The organism is Actinomadura graeca, from assembly GCF_019175365.1.
Lineage (GTDB): Bacteria > Actinomycetota > Actinomycetes > Streptosporangiales > Streptosporangiaceae > Spirillospora > Spirillospora graeca.
In genome coordinates this window covers 5,973,612-5,990,332 of the sequence record NZ_CP059572.1, presented here as the reverse complement: position 1 = coordinate 5,990,332, position 16,721 = coordinate 5,973,612, and the positions used below count along the sequence as shown (strand labels likewise).

16 protein-coding genes are annotated in these 16,721 nt (G+C 72.8%); 6 read left to right on the top strand and 10 right to left on the bottom strand.

The window, feature by feature from the left end; genetic code table 11:
- Window positions 1–20 precede the first annotated feature (20 nt).
- Entirely contained in the window at window positions 21–1,205 is a 1,185-nt protein-coding gene (locus AGRA3207_RS26555; protein WP_231329732.1) for a homogentisate 1,2-dioxygenase, read from the bottom strand.
- Between the two features lie 204 nt (window positions 1,206–1,409).
- Between AGRA3207_RS26555 and AGRA3207_RS26550 the strand changes: the two genes are divergently transcribed.
- Window positions 1,410–2,546 carry a hypothetical protein gene (locus AGRA3207_RS26550; RefSeq protein WP_231329731.1) on the top strand — a complete coding sequence of 379 codons (1,137 nt, stop codon included), beginning with the start codon at window positions 1,410–1,412 and terminating at the stop codon, window positions 2,544–2,546.
- 101 nt (window positions 2,547–2,647) lie between these two features.
- Here AGRA3207_RS26550 and ispF read toward each other — a convergent pair whose 3' ends face one another.
- Both ispF and AGRA3207_RS26540 read right to left on the bottom strand, forming a co-directional pair.
- Entirely contained in the window at window positions 2,648–3,157 is a 510-nt protein-coding gene (ispF, locus tag AGRA3207_RS26545; protein WP_231329730.1) for a 2-C-methyl-D-erythritol 2,4-cyclodiphosphate synthase, read from the bottom strand.
- 22 nt (window positions 3,158–3,179) lie between these two features.
- Window positions 3,180–3,662, bottom strand: a complete 483-nt coding sequence (locus tag AGRA3207_RS26540) for a CarD family transcriptional regulator (RefSeq protein ID WP_067459337.1) — start codon at window positions 3,660–3,662, stop codon at window positions 3,180–3,182.
- A gap of 342 nt (window positions 3,663–4,004) precedes the next feature.
- Here AGRA3207_RS26540 and AGRA3207_RS26535 point away from each other — a divergent pair, with 342 nt between their 5' ends.
- Window positions 4,005–4,874: a hypothetical protein gene (locus AGRA3207_RS26535; protein WP_231329729.1), complete on the top strand. Its 870-nt coding sequence runs from the start codon at window positions 4,005–4,007 to the stop codon at window positions 4,872–4,874.
- Window positions 4,875–5,009: 135 nt separating this feature from the next.
- Window positions 5,010–6,065: a hypothetical protein gene (locus tag AGRA3207_RS26530; protein ID WP_231329728.1), complete on the top strand. Its 1,056-nt coding sequence runs from the start codon at window positions 5,010–5,012 to the stop codon at window positions 6,063–6,065.
- A gap of 136 nt (window positions 6,066–6,201) precedes the next feature.
- On the opposite strand, the gene AGRA3207_RS26525 is transcribed toward AGRA3207_RS26530, so the two are convergent.
- Together AGRA3207_RS26525 and AGRA3207_RS26520 are read right to left on the bottom strand one after the other, a co-directional pair.
- Complete coding sequence (locus AGRA3207_RS26525) at window positions 6,202–6,873, bottom strand: winged helix-turn-helix domain-containing protein (protein WP_476692273.1); 672 nt, start codon at window positions 6,871–6,873, stop codon at window positions 6,202–6,204.
- 109 nt (window positions 6,874–6,982) lie between these two features.
- A complete protein-coding gene (locus tag AGRA3207_RS26520; RefSeq protein WP_231329726.1) occupies window positions 6,983–8,236 on the bottom strand; it encodes a sensor histidine kinase in 1,254 nt (417 codons plus the stop codon).
- A 211-nt stretch (window positions 8,237–8,447) separates the two neighbouring features.
- On the opposite strand from AGRA3207_RS26520, the gene phoU reads away from it, so the two are divergent.
- Window positions 8,448–9,110, top strand: a complete 663-nt coding sequence (phoU, locus tag AGRA3207_RS26515) for a phosphate signaling complex protein PhoU (protein ID WP_231329725.1) — start codon at window positions 8,448–8,450, stop codon at window positions 9,108–9,110.
- An 84-nt stretch (window positions 9,111–9,194) separates the two neighbouring features.
- Here the strand turns inward: phoU and AGRA3207_RS26510 are convergent, their stop codons facing one another.
- On the bottom strand, window positions 9,195–10,055 hold the full coding sequence (locus tag AGRA3207_RS26510) for a helix-turn-helix domain-containing protein (protein WP_231329724.1): 861 nt from the start codon (window positions 10,053–10,055) through the stop codon (window positions 9,195–9,197).
- Window positions 10,056–10,232: 177 nt separating this feature from the next.
- Window positions 10,233–12,197 carry a BTAD domain-containing putative transcriptional regulator gene (locus tag AGRA3207_RS26505; RefSeq protein ID WP_231329723.1) on the bottom strand — a complete coding sequence of 655 codons (1,965 nt, stop codon included), beginning with the start codon at window positions 12,195–12,197 and terminating at the stop codon, window positions 10,233–10,235.
- Between the two features lie 70 nt (window positions 12,198–12,267).
- On the opposite strand from AGRA3207_RS26505, the gene AGRA3207_RS26500 reads away from it, so the two are divergent.
- Window positions 12,268–13,146 carry an alpha/beta fold hydrolase gene (locus AGRA3207_RS26500; protein ID WP_231329722.1) on the top strand — a complete coding sequence of 293 codons (879 nt, stop codon included), beginning with the start codon at window positions 12,268–12,270 and terminating at the stop codon, window positions 13,144–13,146.
- Window positions 13,147–13,188: 42 nt separating this feature from the next.
- Here the strand turns inward: AGRA3207_RS26500 and AGRA3207_RS26495 are convergent, their stop codons facing one another.
- From AGRA3207_RS26495 to mshA, 3 genes are read right to left on the bottom strand one after another with little or no spacing between them, the layout of a single operon-like run.
- Window positions 13,189–13,944, bottom strand: a complete 756-nt coding sequence (locus AGRA3207_RS26495) for a phosphoglyceromutase (RefSeq protein WP_231329721.1) — start codon at window positions 13,942–13,944, stop codon at window positions 13,189–13,191.
- Between the two features lie 11 nt (window positions 13,945–13,955).
- Window positions 13,956–14,465, bottom strand: coding sequence for a type III secretion system chaperone family protein (locus AGRA3207_RS26490; protein WP_231329720.1), 510 nt, complete (start codon window positions 14,463–14,465; stop codon window positions 13,956–13,958).
- On the bottom strand, window positions 14,462–15,808 hold the full coding sequence (mshA, locus tag AGRA3207_RS26485; protein ID WP_231329719.1) for a D-inositol-3-phosphate glycosyltransferase: 1,347 nt from the start codon (window positions 15,806–15,808) through the stop codon (window positions 14,462–14,464). The genes AGRA3207_RS26490 and mshA overlap by 4 nt, the downstream gene beginning before the upstream one ends.
- A 149-nt stretch (window positions 15,809–15,957) precedes the next feature.
- Here mshA and AGRA3207_RS26480 point away from each other — a divergent pair, with 149 nt between their 5' ends.
- Complete coding sequence (locus tag AGRA3207_RS26480) at window positions 15,958–16,719, top strand: SDR family NAD(P)-dependent oxidoreductase (RefSeq protein ID WP_231329718.1); 762 nt, start codon at window positions 15,958–15,960, stop codon at window positions 16,717–16,719.
- Window positions 16,720–16,721: the final 2 nt, after the last annotated feature.

The following is a 16,721-nucleotide window of genomic DNA, read 5'->3' as shown; positions in this document are numbered from 1 at the left end:
TGGCTCCCCGTCGTCTCGGATCATCCGGCCGCGCGGGCCCACGTCCACGCGTAGCCGGGATCCTCGCACCGCCGCGCCGCCGCGCCCAGCCGCAGCGGGCGGAAGGTATCGATCATGACAGCCTTCTCGGTCGCGGCGCGATGGCCCTGCTCGGCGGCCTCGATCGCCGCCTCCACCGCGCCCGGCTGCGGACCGTGGGTGAAGCCGGACGGATGCAGCGTCACCGACCCGATGCCGATCCCCGAGCCCTTGCGCGCCGAGTAGTCGCCGCCCACGTAGAACATCATCTCGTCACTGTCGACATTGTGATGGTTGTACGGAATCGGCACGGCCTCCTCGTGGAAATCCAGGGGCCTCGGGCAGAACGAGCAGATCACGAACCCCGGGCCCTCGAACGTCTGGTGGACGGGCGGCGGCGCGTGCGTCCGCTTCACGACGGGCTCGAAGTCGTCGATGTCGAACACGTACGGGTACAGGCAGCCGTCCCAGCCGACCACGTCGAAGGGGTGGCGCAGGTAGGTCAGCCGCGACAGCCCGGCGCGGGTCCGGACGATCACCGGGACGTCCCCGCCGTCCGCCAGCAGCGGCTCCGCCGGACCGCGCAGGTCGCGCTCGCTGTAGGGGGCGTGCTCCAGGAACTGCCCGAACTGCGACAGATAGCGGCGCGGCGGCCGGATGTGCCCCTTGGCCTCGATCACCAGGGCCCGCACCGGGCCGTCCGGGATCCAGCGGTGGATCGTCCCCGTGGGGATGACCACATAGTCACCTTCGTGCGCGTCCAGAGCGCCGTAGGTCGTCTCCACCCGCGCGCGCCCCACCTGGACGTACACGACCTGCGCGCCGACCGAGTCGCGGTACAGCCCGCTCGCCTCCCGGGCCACGGCGAACGACACCCGGACGTCCTCGTTCCCGAACAGGACCCGGCGTCCGAGGACCAGGTCGCCTTCCTCGGGCAGCTCCTGGGTGCGGTAGGCGCGCGGCCGGAGCGGATGGTTCAGGGTCAGGTCCGCGCCGTCCGCGGACACGTCCTCCACGTTCTCGCTCCCGGTGATCGCCGTCGGCGCGTGCCGGTGGTAGAGGAGGCTGGAATCGGACGAGAACCCCTCCTCGCCCATCAGCTCCTCGGCGTACAGTCCGCCGTCCGGCCGGCGGAACCGCACATGACGCTTGCGGGGGATCTCCCCCACGACCCGGTAGTACGGCATCTCTGCCTCCCTCCGGGACCCCGTCGCCCTCGGGACACGGCTCGCGCCGCACTCCCACCCTCGTCCATACCGTACGTCTCCCCCCTTAACGCACACGCGCGGGCAGTGATCGCGTTGAAGTTGGGTTAAGGGACCTTGGTGCTGGCTAACCTCCCTCTGGGAACGTCCGAGCGATCCCCCCGCGTCCCTCCCGGAACGAGAGCCATGCCATCTGATCCCACCCGTCCCGGCGCCCCCCGCTACTCCCCGGTCCAGCGCCGGCTGCTCACCGCGACCGCCGGTCTCGTCGTCGCCGCGCTGGCGGGCGGCGCCTACGCACTGACCTTCGACCTGCTGCGGGACCTCGCCGTGGCCGGACGGGTGAGCCGCCGCTGGGCGCCGGTCTACCCGGCGATGGCGGACACGCTGACCGCGATGACGATCCTGTCCCTGGTCATCACGCGCCACGCCCGCTGGTGGACCCGTTTGCTGCGCTGGACGCTCCTGGTCGTCCTGGTCGCCGGGGTGGCCGCGATCTCCGTCCAGCACTCGCTGCGGGGCTTCCAGGCCCTGCCGGGCGACGCGCTGCGGGTGGGCGTCGCGGTGGCCCCCCACGCGATGCTGGTGACCGCGGTCTGGCTGTGGCTGACCATGTTCAAGCAGATCCGCACGGCCCGTCCCGCCGCCGACGAGCCCGAGCCCCAGGAGACGCAGCGCGGCCACGTCAAGGTGCTCGGCCCCCGGCAGCCCGAGATCGAGGCGCCGCGCCCCGAGCTGGAGGCGGCCCCCCGGCACGAGGACCCCGAGGCCAGCCGGGAGACGCCCGCGCCCCGCAGCGAAGAGCCCTACCGGGATGAGCCCGAGATCCGCCCCGAGCTCGACTCCCTCCCCGGGCCCCTGGCCATCGCCCCTCCCCCGCGGCTGCCCACGGATGTGGAACTGGTCAGGAGCCGTGAGCAGGACGACTCCCCTGGCAAGGAGCACATGCCCGCCGCGACGACGCGTCCGGACCTCGTGATGCCTCCCGCCCCGGGCGCGCGCGGATCCGCGTCCGGCGCGCAGGACACCGTCCCGGACGCCGACGACATCCCCTCGGGAGGCGAGGGCGACGAGTACGACGCGCCGCCCACCGACCGTCCCGAGGACGCGGACGCCGAGGAGGAGGGCCGGGGCCGCCACCGCCGCGCCCCCGCGCCCGCACCCATCCCTGACCAGGACCAGGACCAGGACCCGGCTCCGGAGGCGGACCCGGAAACGGACGCGGGCCCCAGGCCGCGGGACTCCGGCGAGTTCCCGATCTTCGACTGGAACCCGCCGCCGTCCGGCAGCTTCCGCAGCTCGCCGCTACCCCCCGCCGAGTAGACCTGGGAGGGGACGACGGGACGAGCCGCTCGTTCCTGGAGGACGGCGACACGGTCACGAACGGCGCCACGGCCCTGGACGGCTCCGCGCCACCCGGCCGGTCAGGAGGCCGGGCCGCCTGGCGAGGCGTCGTCGTCCGGGAGTGCGGCGGGCACGGTCAAGGCCGTGGCGATGGCCGCCAGCCCCTCGGAGCGGCCGGTCAGCCCGAGGCCGTCGGTGGTGGTGGCCGAGACGGTGACGGGGGCGCCGCCCAGGGCCTCGGTCAGGACCTTCTCGGCCTCGGCACGGCGCTTGCCGATCTTCGGGCGGTTGCCGATGACCTGGACGGAGACGTTGCCGATCGTGTGCCCGGCCTCGTGGACGAGGCGGGCGACCTCCCGCAGCAGGGCGGTGCCGGACGCGCCGGACCAGCGGGGGTCGGCGGTGCCGAAGACGGCACCGAGATCGCCCAGCCCGCACGCCGACAGGAGGGCGTCGCAGGCCGCGTGGGCCACCACGTCACCATCGGAGTGACCGGACAGGCCGGGGCCCTCACCGGGCCATTCGAGCCCGGCCACCCAGAGCGGTCTCGGCTCCGACGAGAACGGGTGGACGTCGGTACCGACGCCCACCCGTGGAAGCCGTGCGCTCAACTCAGCTGGCCAGGACCTCGTCGAGCAGGGCCTCGGCCTTGTCCTCGTTGGTCTTCTCAGCGAGCGCGAGCTCGCTGACGAGGATCTGCCGGGCCTTGGCGAGCATGCGCTTCTCGCCCGCCGACAGGCCGCGTTCCTTGTCGCGGCGCCACAGGTCGCGGACGACCTCGGCGACCTTGTTGACGTCACCGGAGGCGAGCTTCTCCAAGTTCGCCTTGTACCGGCGCGACCAGTTGGTGGGTTCTTCGGTGTAGGGTGCGCGCAGCACCTCGAACACCTTCTCCAGACCCTCCTGGCCGACGACGTCCCGGACACCCACGTCCTCGACGTTCTCGACCGGGACCTGCACTGTCAGGTCGCCCTTGTCGACCTTCAAGACCAGATAGGTCTTTTCCTCACCTTTGATGGTGCGAGTCTCGATGGCCTCGATCCGAGCAGCCCCATGGTGGGGGTAGACGACGGTGTCGCCGACCTGGAAAGTCATGTGACAAGTACCCCTTCCGCTAGAACCAGGGTAGCACGGAAACGAGCGTGGCTGAACCGGGCTTAGGTGCATATGCGCAGGTCAACCCCGTTATTGGGGTATTGACAAAGCACTTTAATGGTGCATCTCACCTGTGTCTCCTGCACTCAGCGTGACCATGACGGCACCTGTCCCCCCGCGAACCGCCCTTACCGGTAACGGGGTCCCCGTTACAAGCGTCCCGCTGCCGAACGCGCGGAAGCGTCCCATACTGGAGGTGAACATGCCGGGCTGCGCGGGTACGAAGCGCCCGGAAGGGTCCGAAAGGGGCGCAGCGGGCATCGAAGGACGGTGAGGTGCGGCGTGAGGCCAGACGGCGACCCGGAACCCGATGACTACGGGCTCCCCCGTGTGGACGTCGTGGTGCCCGATGACGCCCGTGAGCTGGAACGCGACATGGTCGCCTACCGCCGCGAGGAGCGCCGCCGGCGGCGCCGGGAGCGGCGCCGCCGGATCCTGCGCCCCGTCACCCGGTTCGGGGTGGCCATCCCGATCATTGCGGGCGCGCTGCTGATCGCCCTGCTCAGCGGGGCGCTGATGACGGCGTTCGGCCCGCGTCCCGCGCCGCGCCCGACCGCCGCGCAGCTCGCGCCCCGGCCTTCGGCCTCGCCCGGGCGGATCGGCGGGCTGCTGCCCGCGGGGCAGGTCGACCTGGTGGCCCGCGAGCACGCTCCGCAACCGCTGGAGGACGTGCGGCCCGGCGTGATCGGGATCGTCCCGCCCGGGTACCGCTGCGAGCCGGTGGTGGCGGAGCTGGCGGGGAAGACCGAGGCGTACGACCTCAACTTCTGGCTCGTCGCCGACCCCCGGGCGGCCGCGGGCCGCCGGGGGCTCTCGATCAAGGACCTGAAGGCGTGCGCGGGGACGGCGCACAACGGGACGCCCCTGATCCTTGAGGACCGCAAGGCGATCCTGGCGACCGCCTACGTCCCAGCCGTCACCGCCCCGCCGCTGCCGCCCCCCTCCGGGACCACCGCCCCGGCGACGTCGCCGGGCGCCTCCCCTCCGGCGTCCCCTGGCGGGACGCCCGCCCCGCCCGCCGAGCCCGGCCCGCGCCTTGCCGGGCTCACCGCCGTGTTCGTCCAGCCGGACGGCGTCGTCAACGACGTGGTCCACGCGCCCCAGGCGGGAGCGGAACTCACCGAGAAGGTCAAGGCACTACGGTCCGGCTGACATTTTCCGTCCGTCTTCCCAGCCGTGCGACGACCCCGAAGAGGGGTATAGGCCAAGGCGCCGCTACGCTTCCCCTGGCGTGTTCCACGCCGTCCCCACCACGTCAACGCCATTCTCGCGAGGAGACCCGACGCCGTGATCCGAAACAGCCGTCGAGTGGCAGCGCTCGCCGTCGCGGGCACCGTCGCCATCGCCCCGGTGATCTCCGGCTGCGGCGCCGGCAGCGAACCTCAGACCGCCGCCCCGACGCAGCTGACCGAGGGCGTGAACGTCACGGTGCCCACGGACAGGCCGGAGGCCGCGGAGATCGACATCCGCAACATGTTCCTGCTGGGCCCGAAGGCCGACATGGTGTTCGGGCAGGGCAGCTCGCTGCCGCTGTACGCCACGGTCATCAACCAGGTGCAGGGACGGCCGGACAAGCTCGTCTCGGTCGCCTCGCCGGCCTTCTCCCAGGCACGGATCACGGGCGGCTCCGTCGCGCTGCCGCCGGCGCAGCCGTCGGGCCAGGGCAGCGCCGTCCAGCTGGTGGGGCAGGCCGCCCCGCCGTCCGCGAGCCCCGGCGCCTCGAAGACGCCGAAGCCCGACAAGAACAAGAAGAAGACCCAGGAACCGGGCGCCACCGGCGAGCCCACGCCCGGCGCGTCGACGGAGCCCGGCGGGGGCGGCTCTCCCGCGGAGCCCGGCGCCTCGTCCCGGCCGTCCGGCACGCCCGAGACGCCCGCGCCGACCGGGGCCGGCGAGACGCCGAACCCGGGGACGTCCGCCACGTCGAGCAACACGCCGTCACCGCCGGCCACCGAGCCGAGCCTGCCGGTCCCGCCCGGAGGCAAGGCGCCGCTCGTGGTGCTGACGGGGCTGAACCGGCAGCTGCTGGGCGGTGAGCGGGTGACGCTGCGCCTGCGGTTCGAGCAGGCCGGGAGCGTGGACGTGTCGGTGCCGGTGATCCCGCAGCAGGGCGAGTACACCTCCTACACCGCGGTGTCCGCGGGCAGCCCGGCGCCGGGGGTGACCCCGGGCCAGCCGTCCGAGGGCGCCCCGCACGGCGCGTCCCCGGGCACGTCCCCGGGCGCGCACGAGGGCACGGAGCCCGCTCCGCCCGGGAGCGGCGCGCCCGCCACGGGCGCGACCCCCGGTGAGGGCGCCGAGCCGAGCGCCCCGGCCTCGCCCGAGGGCGGCACCGGCCACTGAGCACGTGAGGCGCCGGACACCCCGGACGCCGGACAACGGGAAACGGCCCGCACGGTAGAGGTACCGTGCGGGCCGTTCTCCGTTCTGTCAGCGCGCGAGTCTCCGCCGGGGCCCTCTGTCAGGGCTCGCGTCTCTGTCAGGGCTCGAACTTGTAGCCCAGGCCGCGGACGGTGACGATGTACCGCGGCGTGGACGGCGTCGACTCGATCTTGGCGCGGAGCCGCTTGATGTGGACGTCGAGGGTCTTGGTGTCGCCCACGTAGTCGGCGCCCCAGACCCGGTCGATCAGCTGCATACGGGTCAGGACGCGGCCCGCGTTGCGCAGCAGCACCTCCAGCAGCTCGAACTCCTTGAGGGGCAGCTGGACGGCGTCGCCGCCGACGCTGACCACGTGCCGCTCCACGTCCATGCGGACCGGTCCAGCCTCCAGCGTCGCCGGTGCCAGCTCCTCGACCTCGCCCTGGCGGCGCAGGACGGCCCGCATCCGGGCGATCAGCTCACGGGTCGAGAACGGCTTGGTGACGTAGTCGTCGGCGCCGAGCTCCAGGCCGACGACCTTGTCCACCTCGCTGTCCTTGGCCGTCAGCATGATCACGGGGACGCTGGACTTGGCGCGCAGCTCCCGGCACACCTCGGTGCCGGGGAGCCCGGGGAGCATCAGGTCGAGCAGCACGAGGTCGGCACCGTTGCGCTCGAAGATGTCCAGCGCGTCGGGGCCGGTGGCGGCGACCGCCACCTCGAAGCCCTCCTTGCGCAGGTTGTACGACAATGCGTCGCTGAACGACTCCTCGTCTTCCACGACGAGCACGCGGGTCACGGTGTTGCCTCCCGGGCGGTTTCCAACAAAGCGGCCCCTTCGGCGGGGCGGCGCGGGCCCCTCTGAACAGTGCCGGTCACAGTGTTCATCACGCCGTTCCTCAGGGGTTGTGCGGGGTTGGGCGGGCGACGGACGCACCGCCTTCGGGGCGGGGCGATGCGGCCGGTCCGGTGGCGCCGGCCGCGGGGGACACACCGGGGGCGGACGACCTGAGCAGCGGGAGCCTGATGGTGAAGGTCGATCCGGACCCCTCCTTGCTCCACACCGTCACCTCGCCGCCGTGCTTGGTGGTGACATGCTTGACGATCGCCAGGCCGAGGCCGGTGCCGCCGGTCTGGCGGGACCGGGCCGGGTCGACCCGGTAGAAACGCTCGAAGATCCGTTCCACCTCGCCGTCCGGGATGCCGATGCCCTGGTCGGTCACGTTGATCTCGACGTGCCCCTCGTCGCACCTGCGCGTCGAGACGACGACGCGGGTGTGCTCGGGGCTGTAGGCGACGGCGTTGTCGATCAGGTTGCGGAGCGCGGTGATCAGCAGTTCCTCGTCGCCGCGCACCTTGAGGCCGTCCTGGCCTCCGGTGGTGAGCTCGATGTCCTTGGCGGACGCCTTGATCTGGCAGCGGTCGAGGGCCTCCACGGTGATCTCGTCGAGCCCGACCGGGTGCAGTTCCGGCAGCGGCTCGTCGCCCTGGATCCGCGACAGCGTCATGAGGTCCTGGACGAGGTTGGTGAGGCGCACCGACTCGTGCTGCATCCGCGCGGCGAAGCGCCGGACGGCCTCGGGGTCGTCGGCCGCCCCCTCGACCGTCTCGGCCAGCAGGGACAGCGCGCCCACCGGGGTCTTCAGCTCGTGACTGACATTGGCCACGAAATCCCGCCGGATCGCCTCCGTCCGCCGCAGTTCGGTGAGATCCTCGGCGAGGACGAGGACGAGGCCATGCGACCCGAGCGGAGCGACGCGGACGGCGAACCAGCGGCCGTCGGCACGCCCGCGTCCGCGGCCGCGTCCGCGCGCCGGGCCGACCTGGATCTCGGTCTCGCGGATCTCGCCGTCCCGGCGGACGAGGCGGGCCATCGCGAGCAGCTCGTCCAGGACGAGCCGGTCGCCGCTGACCATGCCGAACGCGCGCGCCGCCGAGCTGGCGCGCAGCACCCGGTCCTCGCCGTCCACCACGACGGCCGAGGACCTCAGGACACTGAGCACCGAGGCGACGCCGGGGGGCAGCGCGCCGACGGGCGCCGCCGGTACCACCGCACGCTGGGCTCGCTCGGACACGCGCACCGCCAATCCAGTAGCGAGCCCGATCGCGAGCCCGGCAAGCCCGGTCAGGCTCGCGACAATCTCGACCTCCACACCACGGATCGTAAGCGGCGATCCGGCCCGGACTGCCCCACCCGGCCAGGACCAACGCCCTCGTTCGCCGAAAGTTCACCTTCTTCTATGGGTTGGTTCACGCTGGTCAGGCAGGCTGTGGCGTGGGCGAGTCCGCCCGCCGACCAGGTGGGGCACCCCCTTTCGTCCCTTTCACCCCACATACGAACCCCCATCACCCAGGGATGCTGAATTGCGCGACGCCTACCATGAGGAGCTCGACTCCCTCTCCGACAAGCTGGTGGAGATGACCCGGCTCGTCCGGTCCGCGATGGCCCGCGCGGTGACCGCGCTGCTGGACGCCGACCTCCGCCTGTCCGAAGAGGTCATCAGCGGGGACGAGCTGGTGAACAAGATCTACTCCGAGATCGAGGAGACCGTCTTCGACCTCATGGCGCGGCAGCAGCCGGTCGCGGGCGACCTGCGCACGCTGATCACGGCGCTGCGGATGAGCGGTGACCTGGAGCGCATGGGCGACCTGGCGGTGCACATCGCCCGGACGGCCCGCCGCCGCCACCCCGAGTCGGCCGTCCCGCCGGAGCTCCAGGCGACCGTCCTGGAGATGGGCCAGATCGCCGAACGCATGATCGCCAAGACCGGCAGCGTGATCGCGTCCCAGGACGTCGAGATGGGCCTGGAGCTCGACGCGGACGACGACCAGATGGACCGGCTCCACCGGCGCCTCTTCGACATGCTGCTGTCCCCCAAGTGGCGGCACGGCGTCGAGCCCGCCATCGACATCACGCTCGCCGGCCGCTACTTCGAGCGGTTCGCCGACCACGCGGTCCACGTCGCGGAGAACGTCGTCTACCTGGTGACGGGGCAGCGCCCCGAAGAGATCATCGATTCCCCCTGAGCCGCCTGACAGCCCGGAGAAGAACCCGTCGTGGCCGCTCGGGGGGCCACGACGGGTTCTTTCACGCCGGGGCGGGGATGATTCCTACGTCAGTGCCGCGGCCACCTCGCGCAGCATCGCGAGGGTCTGCTCGGGGCCCAGGGCCTGCACGCGCAAGTGGTCGAACATCAGCGTGTACCGGCCGACCTCATGCGGTTTCTGCGTCGAGAGACTGCCGATGTGCTGTTCGATGTACACCTTGTCGGCGTCGTCTCCTCCGGAGAACCGCAGCAGCTTGAACGCGCCGTGCATCGCGCCGTGTTCTCCGGCGGCGAAAGGCAGGATCTGCAAGGTGACGTTGGGCAGTTCAGCGAGCCTGATCAGATGCTCGATCTGCTCGCGCATGATCTCCCGCCCGCCCACGGTGCGCCGGACGACCGCCTCGTTCAGGATGAAACGCACATCGAGCGGCTCGTCCGCGGTCAGCCGCGCCTGGCGCGTCACCCGGACGATGATCCTCTCCTCGACCTTCTCGTCGGCCTCGGGCACCGGCGTGGTGGTGAGGACGGCCCGCGCGTACCCCCTGGTCTGCATGATGCCGGGCACCAATTCCGATTCGTAGCCGACGATGTGGGACGCGGTGGCCTCCGAGACGACATAGACCTGGAACCACTTCGGAATCGACCCGGAGTACCGGTGCCACCAGTCGGGTTCACGGGCCAGGCGCGCCAATTCCACGAGCGAGTCGGCCTCCTGGCCGTCGACGCCGTACATGGCGAGCAGCCGCTTCACGTCCCGTTGCAGGACGCGGCTCTTGTCGTTCTCGATGCGGTAGAGCTTGCTTTCGGCCCACCCCATCTCCTCGGCCACGATTTCCTGGTTGAACCCGGCCCTCTCCCGCCGGGCGCGCAGTTCCCGCGCCAGCCGTGCGCTCGCGACTGTGGGGATGTGCCTTCCTGTGGCCATGGTCCGGCTCCATCGGTCATCGAGTTCTGGAGGGGGGGGTGAGGAGGCCCTCACCTGGGCCTCTCGGGGGTCGATGCTAGTTGTCATCAACTGAATGCGCAGCGTAATCATGAAGGATCGCGGGTCACGCCGGACACCGGTTCCGGCGTTCCCGGCCGGCGCGCTATCGGAGGGCTATCAGAGGGCCCGGACGAGGTCGGCCAGATGGGTCTTCACGGGCCCCAGCGTGAGCAGGCCGCTGGCGGCTCCCGCCAGCTCGCGCTTCGCGGGGGTCAGCGCGGCGCGGGCGCGCAGCATCGTGGTCCGGTCGCCCACGGCGATGGCGGCGCGGGCGGCCAGGCACCAGAGGGCTTCTTGCAGGAGGTCCCTGGGTGGGTCCGGTACCCGGCGGACGGCGGCCGCCGCCTCGGCGGGACGGTTCCGTGCCAGAAGCACCAGCGGACGGGCCCAGGGTTCGTACGGTCCCCAGTCCAGGGGCTCGATCGGGGCGGGCCGGTCGTCCAGTACGCGCAACGAGAGCAGGGCCAGCGGGAGGAGGCCGTTCTCCAGTCCGGGCATGCCCGCTCCGTCCAGGAGTGCCGCGGCGTCCCGGTAGGCGGACTCGGACGCCTGCCCGGTGGCGGCCTGGCGCATCGCCCGGTACCACTCCGTGAAGACGGTGACGAGCGGCCGTTCGTGGCGCGCGGCGAGGGCGTCGGCGGCGGACGCGTGCCGGTCGGCGGCGGAGAAGTCCGCCAGGGCGCTTCTGGCCTGGAGCCGGACGAGATGGCCCAGGATCTCGGCGTTGACGAGGCCGTGGCGCCCGGCGAGGGCGACCAGCTCGGCGCCGATCCGGTCGCGTTCGGGGGCCAGGCCCGTCCGGGTGAACGTCTGCATGAACACGGCGTTGAGCGCGAAGGCCAGCAGGGCGGGATCGTCCAGGCGCCGGGCGATGGCCTCGGCCTGGCGGGCGGCCTCCATGCCGCGCGTGGAGCGGGTGCCGCGCGACTCCAGGGCGATGGTGGCCAGCAGGCGCGCGCGGATCGCGGCGCGGCCCTCGGCGCCGGGCCCATCCACGGCGTGTCCGTCCAGTGGCCGTCCATCCGCGGCGCGGGCGGGCGGGAGGGCGGTCAGGGCCCGCTCGGCGGCGGCCACGACCTGGGCGGCCTGGTGCGGGTCGTCGGAGCGGGTCCAGATCGCCGGGACGTCGTAGGCGCCGATCATGCGGGCCGTCAGCTCGGCGTCGCCCAGCTCCTCGGCCGCCGCGATGGCGGCCATCCGGTGCTCGCGGGCCGCCTCCAGGCCGCCGCCCCCGGTCACCGCGAGGTCGCGCAGGAGCCCGGCCGCCGACTCCAGGCGGGAGCGGGCGCCGGACGCGACGGTGCGGTCGTAGGCGGCGGCCGTCCGGCTCCACACCCGGGCCGCCGCGTCACCGCCGAGATGGTCGTCCTGGCGGAGGATGTCCGCTTCGAGACGCTGGAGGGACGGGCCGGGATCCACGCCCAGTTCCTCGACCAGGAGGGCCCGCGCGCGGCGCAGGACGGCGAGGGCGTCGCCCTGCCTGCCGGAGCGGTAGAGGGCCAGGGCCAGCAGGCGCCAGGCGTCCTCGCGCCAGGGGTGGTCGGAGGTGTGCGCGTCCAGGTCCGGTACCGCCTCGGCCGCCAGCCCCCGGGACAGGCGGGCCTCGCCCAGCCGCTCGACGGTGCGCAGGCGGAGTTCGGCCAGGCGGGAGCGTTCGGCCTGGGTCCAGGGCTCGTCCGCGAAGTCGGCGTAGGCGGGGCCGCGCCACCGGGCGAGGGCCTCCTCCAGGCGGGCCGGTGACGTCGCGGACGCGGCGTCCTCGAACCACCAGGCGTCCACGTCGCTGGTGCGCAGGGCGTATCCGGGGCCCTCGGTCACCAGTAGCCGGGGGCGCGCGCGGGGCGGACGCTCGGGTTCGAGGGCGCGGCGCAGGGCGGCGACGAAGGTGCGGACGGCGGCGACAGCGCCCTCGGGCGGGGCCGTCCACAGGTCGTCGACGAGGCGGCCGACGGGGACGACGCGGCCGCGGGCGATGATCAGGCGGGCCAGGACGGCGCGGTGCCGCGGGCCCTTCAGGTCGATCGCGTTACCGGCGCCGTCCCAGGCCGTCACGGGTCCCAGCACACCGAACACGTCCCCCACGCTATCCAGCGCTCATCCGTTGCTCATCCGCGGCGGCGAGGCTGGGGGCCTCGACGAGAGGAGCGAGATCATGGCACCTGCCATCACCGGTTTCGACCGGCGGCGCGTCCCGGTCGCGGAGGGCGTGTCGCTGAACGCGGCCGTCGGCGGCTCGGGGAGCCCCGTCGTGCTGCTGCACGGCTTCCCGCAGACCCACCTGATGTGGCGGCACGTGGCCGCCGACCTCGCGGCCGACCACACCGTGATCTGCCCGGACCTGCGCGGCTACGGCGACAGCGACAAGCCCGGCGAGACCGGTCCCGATGTGTACTCCAAGCGGACCATGGCCGCCGACATAGTCGCGCTGGCGCGCGCGCTGGGCCACGACCGGTTCGCGCTGGCCGGGCACGACCGCGGGGCCCTGGTCGCCTTCCGCGCAGGGCTCGACCACCCGGAGACCATTACGCACCTGGCATGCCTCGACGTCCTGCCGACCCTGGACATGTGGGACGCGATGCGCGGCGCGTCCGCGACGGTCGGCTTCCACCTGTTCCTGATGGCGCAGCCGCCCGGCCTGCCCGAGACGATGATCGAGGCGAGCGCGGACGCGTTCTTCGGCCATTTCCTCGACGTCTGGGCGAACGACCCCGCCGCGATCCCGGCCGACGTGCGCGGCGCTTACCTGGAGGCGAGCCGACCGGCGGTGCCGTCGATCGTGGCCGACTACCGCGCGTCCGCCGGGATCGACATCGAGCACGACCGGGCCGGCCTCGACGCGGGCGTCCGGCTGCGCATGCCGGTGAGCGTGCTCCAGCAGGACTGGGGCGCGGCGCTCGGGTTCGACGCGGCGGCCCTCTGGCGCCGGTGGGCGCCCGACCTGCGGCACACGACCGTCACGTGCGGGCACTTCATGGCCGAGGAGGCGCCGCAGGTCGTCGCGAAGGCCCTGCGGGACCTGCTGGAACGCTGAGCCCGGCCGCTCCCGCCGAGGCGGCCGCTCCCGCCGAGGCGGCTACTTCTTCTTGGCGGCGCCCTGGTTCTTGACGGCCTCGATCGCGGCCTTGGCGGCGGCCGGGTCGAGGTACTCGCCCCCGCGCTTGAGCGGGGCGAAGTCGTCGTCCAGCTCGTAGACGAGGGGGATGCCGGTGGGGATGTTCAGGCCGACGATCTGCTCGTCGGTGACGTCGTCCAGGTGCTTGACGAGGGCGCGGAGGGAGTTGCCGTGCGCGGCGACCAGGACGGTCCTCCCGGCGGCGAGGTCGGGGACGATCGCGTCGTACCAGTAGGGCAGGAGGCGGTCGACGACGTCGGCGAGGCACTCGGTGCGCGGGATCAGCTCGGACGGGAGCTCGGCGTAGCGCAGGTCGTTCACCTGCGAGAGCGGGTCGTCGTCCTTGATCGGGGGCGGCGGGGTGTCGTAGGAGCGGCGCCAGGTCATGAACTGCTGCTCGCCGAACTCCTCACGGGTCTGCGCCTTGTTCTTGCCCTGGAGCGCCCCGTAGTGGCGCTCGTTGAGCCGCCAGGAGCGGCGGACGGGGATCCAGAGGAGGTCCGCGACGTCCAGCGCGATGTTGGCGGTGCGGATGGCCCGCTTCAGCAGGGAGGTGTGCACCACGTCCGGGGTGATGTCGGCGTCCAGGAGCAGGTCGCCGCCCCGGGTCGCCTCGCTCTCGCCCTTCGCGGACAGGTCCACGTCCACCCAGCCGGTGAACAGCCCTTCGGCGTTCCACACGCTTTCGCCATGCCGGAGCAATACCAACGTCGCCATGACACCAAAGCCTAGCGGCCCGCCGGGGGCTCCTCGCGGTTGGCCGGGTCGGCGAACGACGCGAACGCCCGCAGGTTGGCCAGGCTCTCGCCCCGTTTGACCCGCCAGTCCCACTCCCGCCGGATGGACGATGTGAACCCGAGTTCGAGGGCCTTGTCGAAGTTCTCGTCGGAGTAGGTGAGGACGCAGCCGAGGAGCCGGTCGACCTCGTCCGGGGTGACGGAGCCGAGGGAGACCCTGCCGACCAGGTGGACGTCGCCGACGTCGTCCAGCGCGAAGGACACCCCGTACATGCGGCCGTTCTTCTCCAGCAGGAAGCGGTAGAAGCCGGCGTGGTTCTCGTCGGGACGGCGGCAGAAGAACGCCTCCACGTGCAGGCTGTGGTCGCCGACGATCAGCCAGGTCATGGTGGCCAGCTTGTGCTGTCCGGGGAGCTTGACGAAGAACGCGTTCCCGCGCGGCTCGTCGTACTCCAGCCCGGCGTCGTCCAGGGTCCGCCGGATGGTCTCGGCGGGGGTCACGCGGTGACCTCGGCGGCGGTGAGCGGCGGCGTCAGCAGGGGCGGGGCGGGGCGGGCGGCCGGCAGGGACATGGCACCGGTATACACCTCGACGAGCCGGTCCACGGTGGCGTCCCAGCCGAAGCCCTGGGCGTGGCGGACGGCGCCGCGGGCCAGCCGGGCGTGCAGGCCGGGCTCGGCGTGCAGGCGGCGCAGGACGGCGGCGTACGCGGCGGGGTCGTGGCCGGGGACCAGCATCCCGGACTCGCCGTCGGCGACGGCCGTGCGCAGGCCGCCGACGCGGGCGGCGACGACCGGGGTGCCGCACGCCTGCGACTCGACGGCGACGAGGCCGAACGACTCGCTGTGGGAGGGCACGACGGTGACGTCCGCCGCCCGGTACCAGTCGGCGAGGACGGGCTGCGGGCTCGGCGGCTCGAACCGGACGACGTCGGCGATGCCCAGCTCGGCCGCCAGCGCCTGGAGCCCCTCGGGGCGGCACCGGCCGCTGCCGCTCGGCCCGCCGACCACCGCGACGACCAGGCGGGAGCCCAGGGACGGGTCGTCGGCGATCATCCGTGCGGCGGCGCGCAGCAGCACGTCGGGGGCCTTCAGAGGCTGGATCCGGCCGACGAACAGCAGGACGTACGCCTCGCGCGGCAGGCCGAGGCGGCGGCGCGCGGGGCCGGTCCGGTGCGGGAGCAGGCCGGTGCTGCGGGCGAGCAGCGGCGACTCGGGGCGGAACCGGGACAGATCGACGCCGGGGCTGGCGGTCGCGACCCGCGCCGGGTCGGCCCCGTACAGCCCGATCAGGTCGCGGGCCTCCTCGGCGGTGTTGGCGACGAGCTGGTCGGCGGACGCGACGACCTGCTCCTCGCCGAGCACGCGCTCGTCCGGCTCGGGCTTGTCGCCGTCGGCGAGCGCGGAGTTCTTGACCTTGGCCATCGTGTGCATGGAGTGGACGAGCGGGACGCCCCAGCGCCGCTTCGCCGCCCATCCGGCCTGCCCGGAGAGCCAGTAATGGGTGTGCAGGACGTCGTAGTGGCCGGGCTCGTGGGCCGCCTCGGCGCGCAGCACGCCGGAGGTGAAGCCGCACAGGTGCCGGGGCAGCTCGCCCTTGTCCAGCTCCTCGAAGGGGCCGGACACGACGTGCCGGACGAGGACGCCGGGGGCCAGCTCGGCGACCGGCGGGAGCGCGCGCGAGGTGGCACGGGTGAAGATGTCGACCTCGATCCCCCGGGCGGCGAGACGCCGGGCGACCTCGACGATGTAGACGTTCATGCCTCCCGCGTCGCCGGTCCCCGGCTGGTCAAGAGGGGAAGTATGGACACTGACTGTCGCAACCCGGTTGATACGACGCGACACCGGACACCACCTCCGGTAGTGCAACCTATCGACCGCGTTAGCTGTTCCCATCGCGCGGGTGGCAACCGTGCGAACGGATTTCGGTGATCGATCTCACTGCGGGCATGACGGACCGGATCGCCCGCGGGTCCGTCTGGAAGGCTGGGCCCATGCGTAAGACCGCGGTGGTGACAGGAGCGAGCAGCGGAATCGGGGCGGCCACGGCCAGGCGCCTGGCGGCGGAGGGCTTCCACGTCGTCCTGGCGGCACGGCGCAAGGACCGCCTCGACGCGCTGGCCAAGGAGATCGGCGAGAACGTGCCGGGCGCGGGCAGGATCGCCGCGATCGGGCTGGACGTGACGTCGCAGGCGTCGGTGGACGCGCTGGCGGCGGCGGTCGGCGGCTGCCACGTCCTGGTCAACAACGCCGGGGGCGCCATCGGCCTCGACAGCGTCGCCACGGCCGACCTCGCCGACTGGCGGGCGATGTTCGAGACCAACGTCCTCGGGCTGGCGCGGGTCACGAAGGCGCTGCTCCCCGCGCTGATCGAGAGCGGCGACGGGCATGTGGTGAACATCACCTCGCTCGCGGGGCACGTCCCGTACGAGGGCGGGGGCGGCTACAACGCGGCCAAGCACGCCGCGTACGCGGTCAACGAGGTGCTGCGCCTGGAACTGGTGGCCCAGCCGGTCCGCGTCACCGAGGTCGCCCCGGGCCTGGTGAAGACGGAGGAGTTCTCCCTGGTGCGGTTCCGCGGGGACGAGGAGAAGGCCGCCAAGCCGTACGTGGGCGTGCCCGAGCCGCTGGTCGCCGACGACGTCGCCGACTGCGTGGCGTGGGCCGTCACCCGCCCGCCGCACGTCAACATCGACCGGATCGACGTCCAGCCGCGCGTCCAGGCCGCCCCGCACCGGCTGCACCGCGAACCCTGACG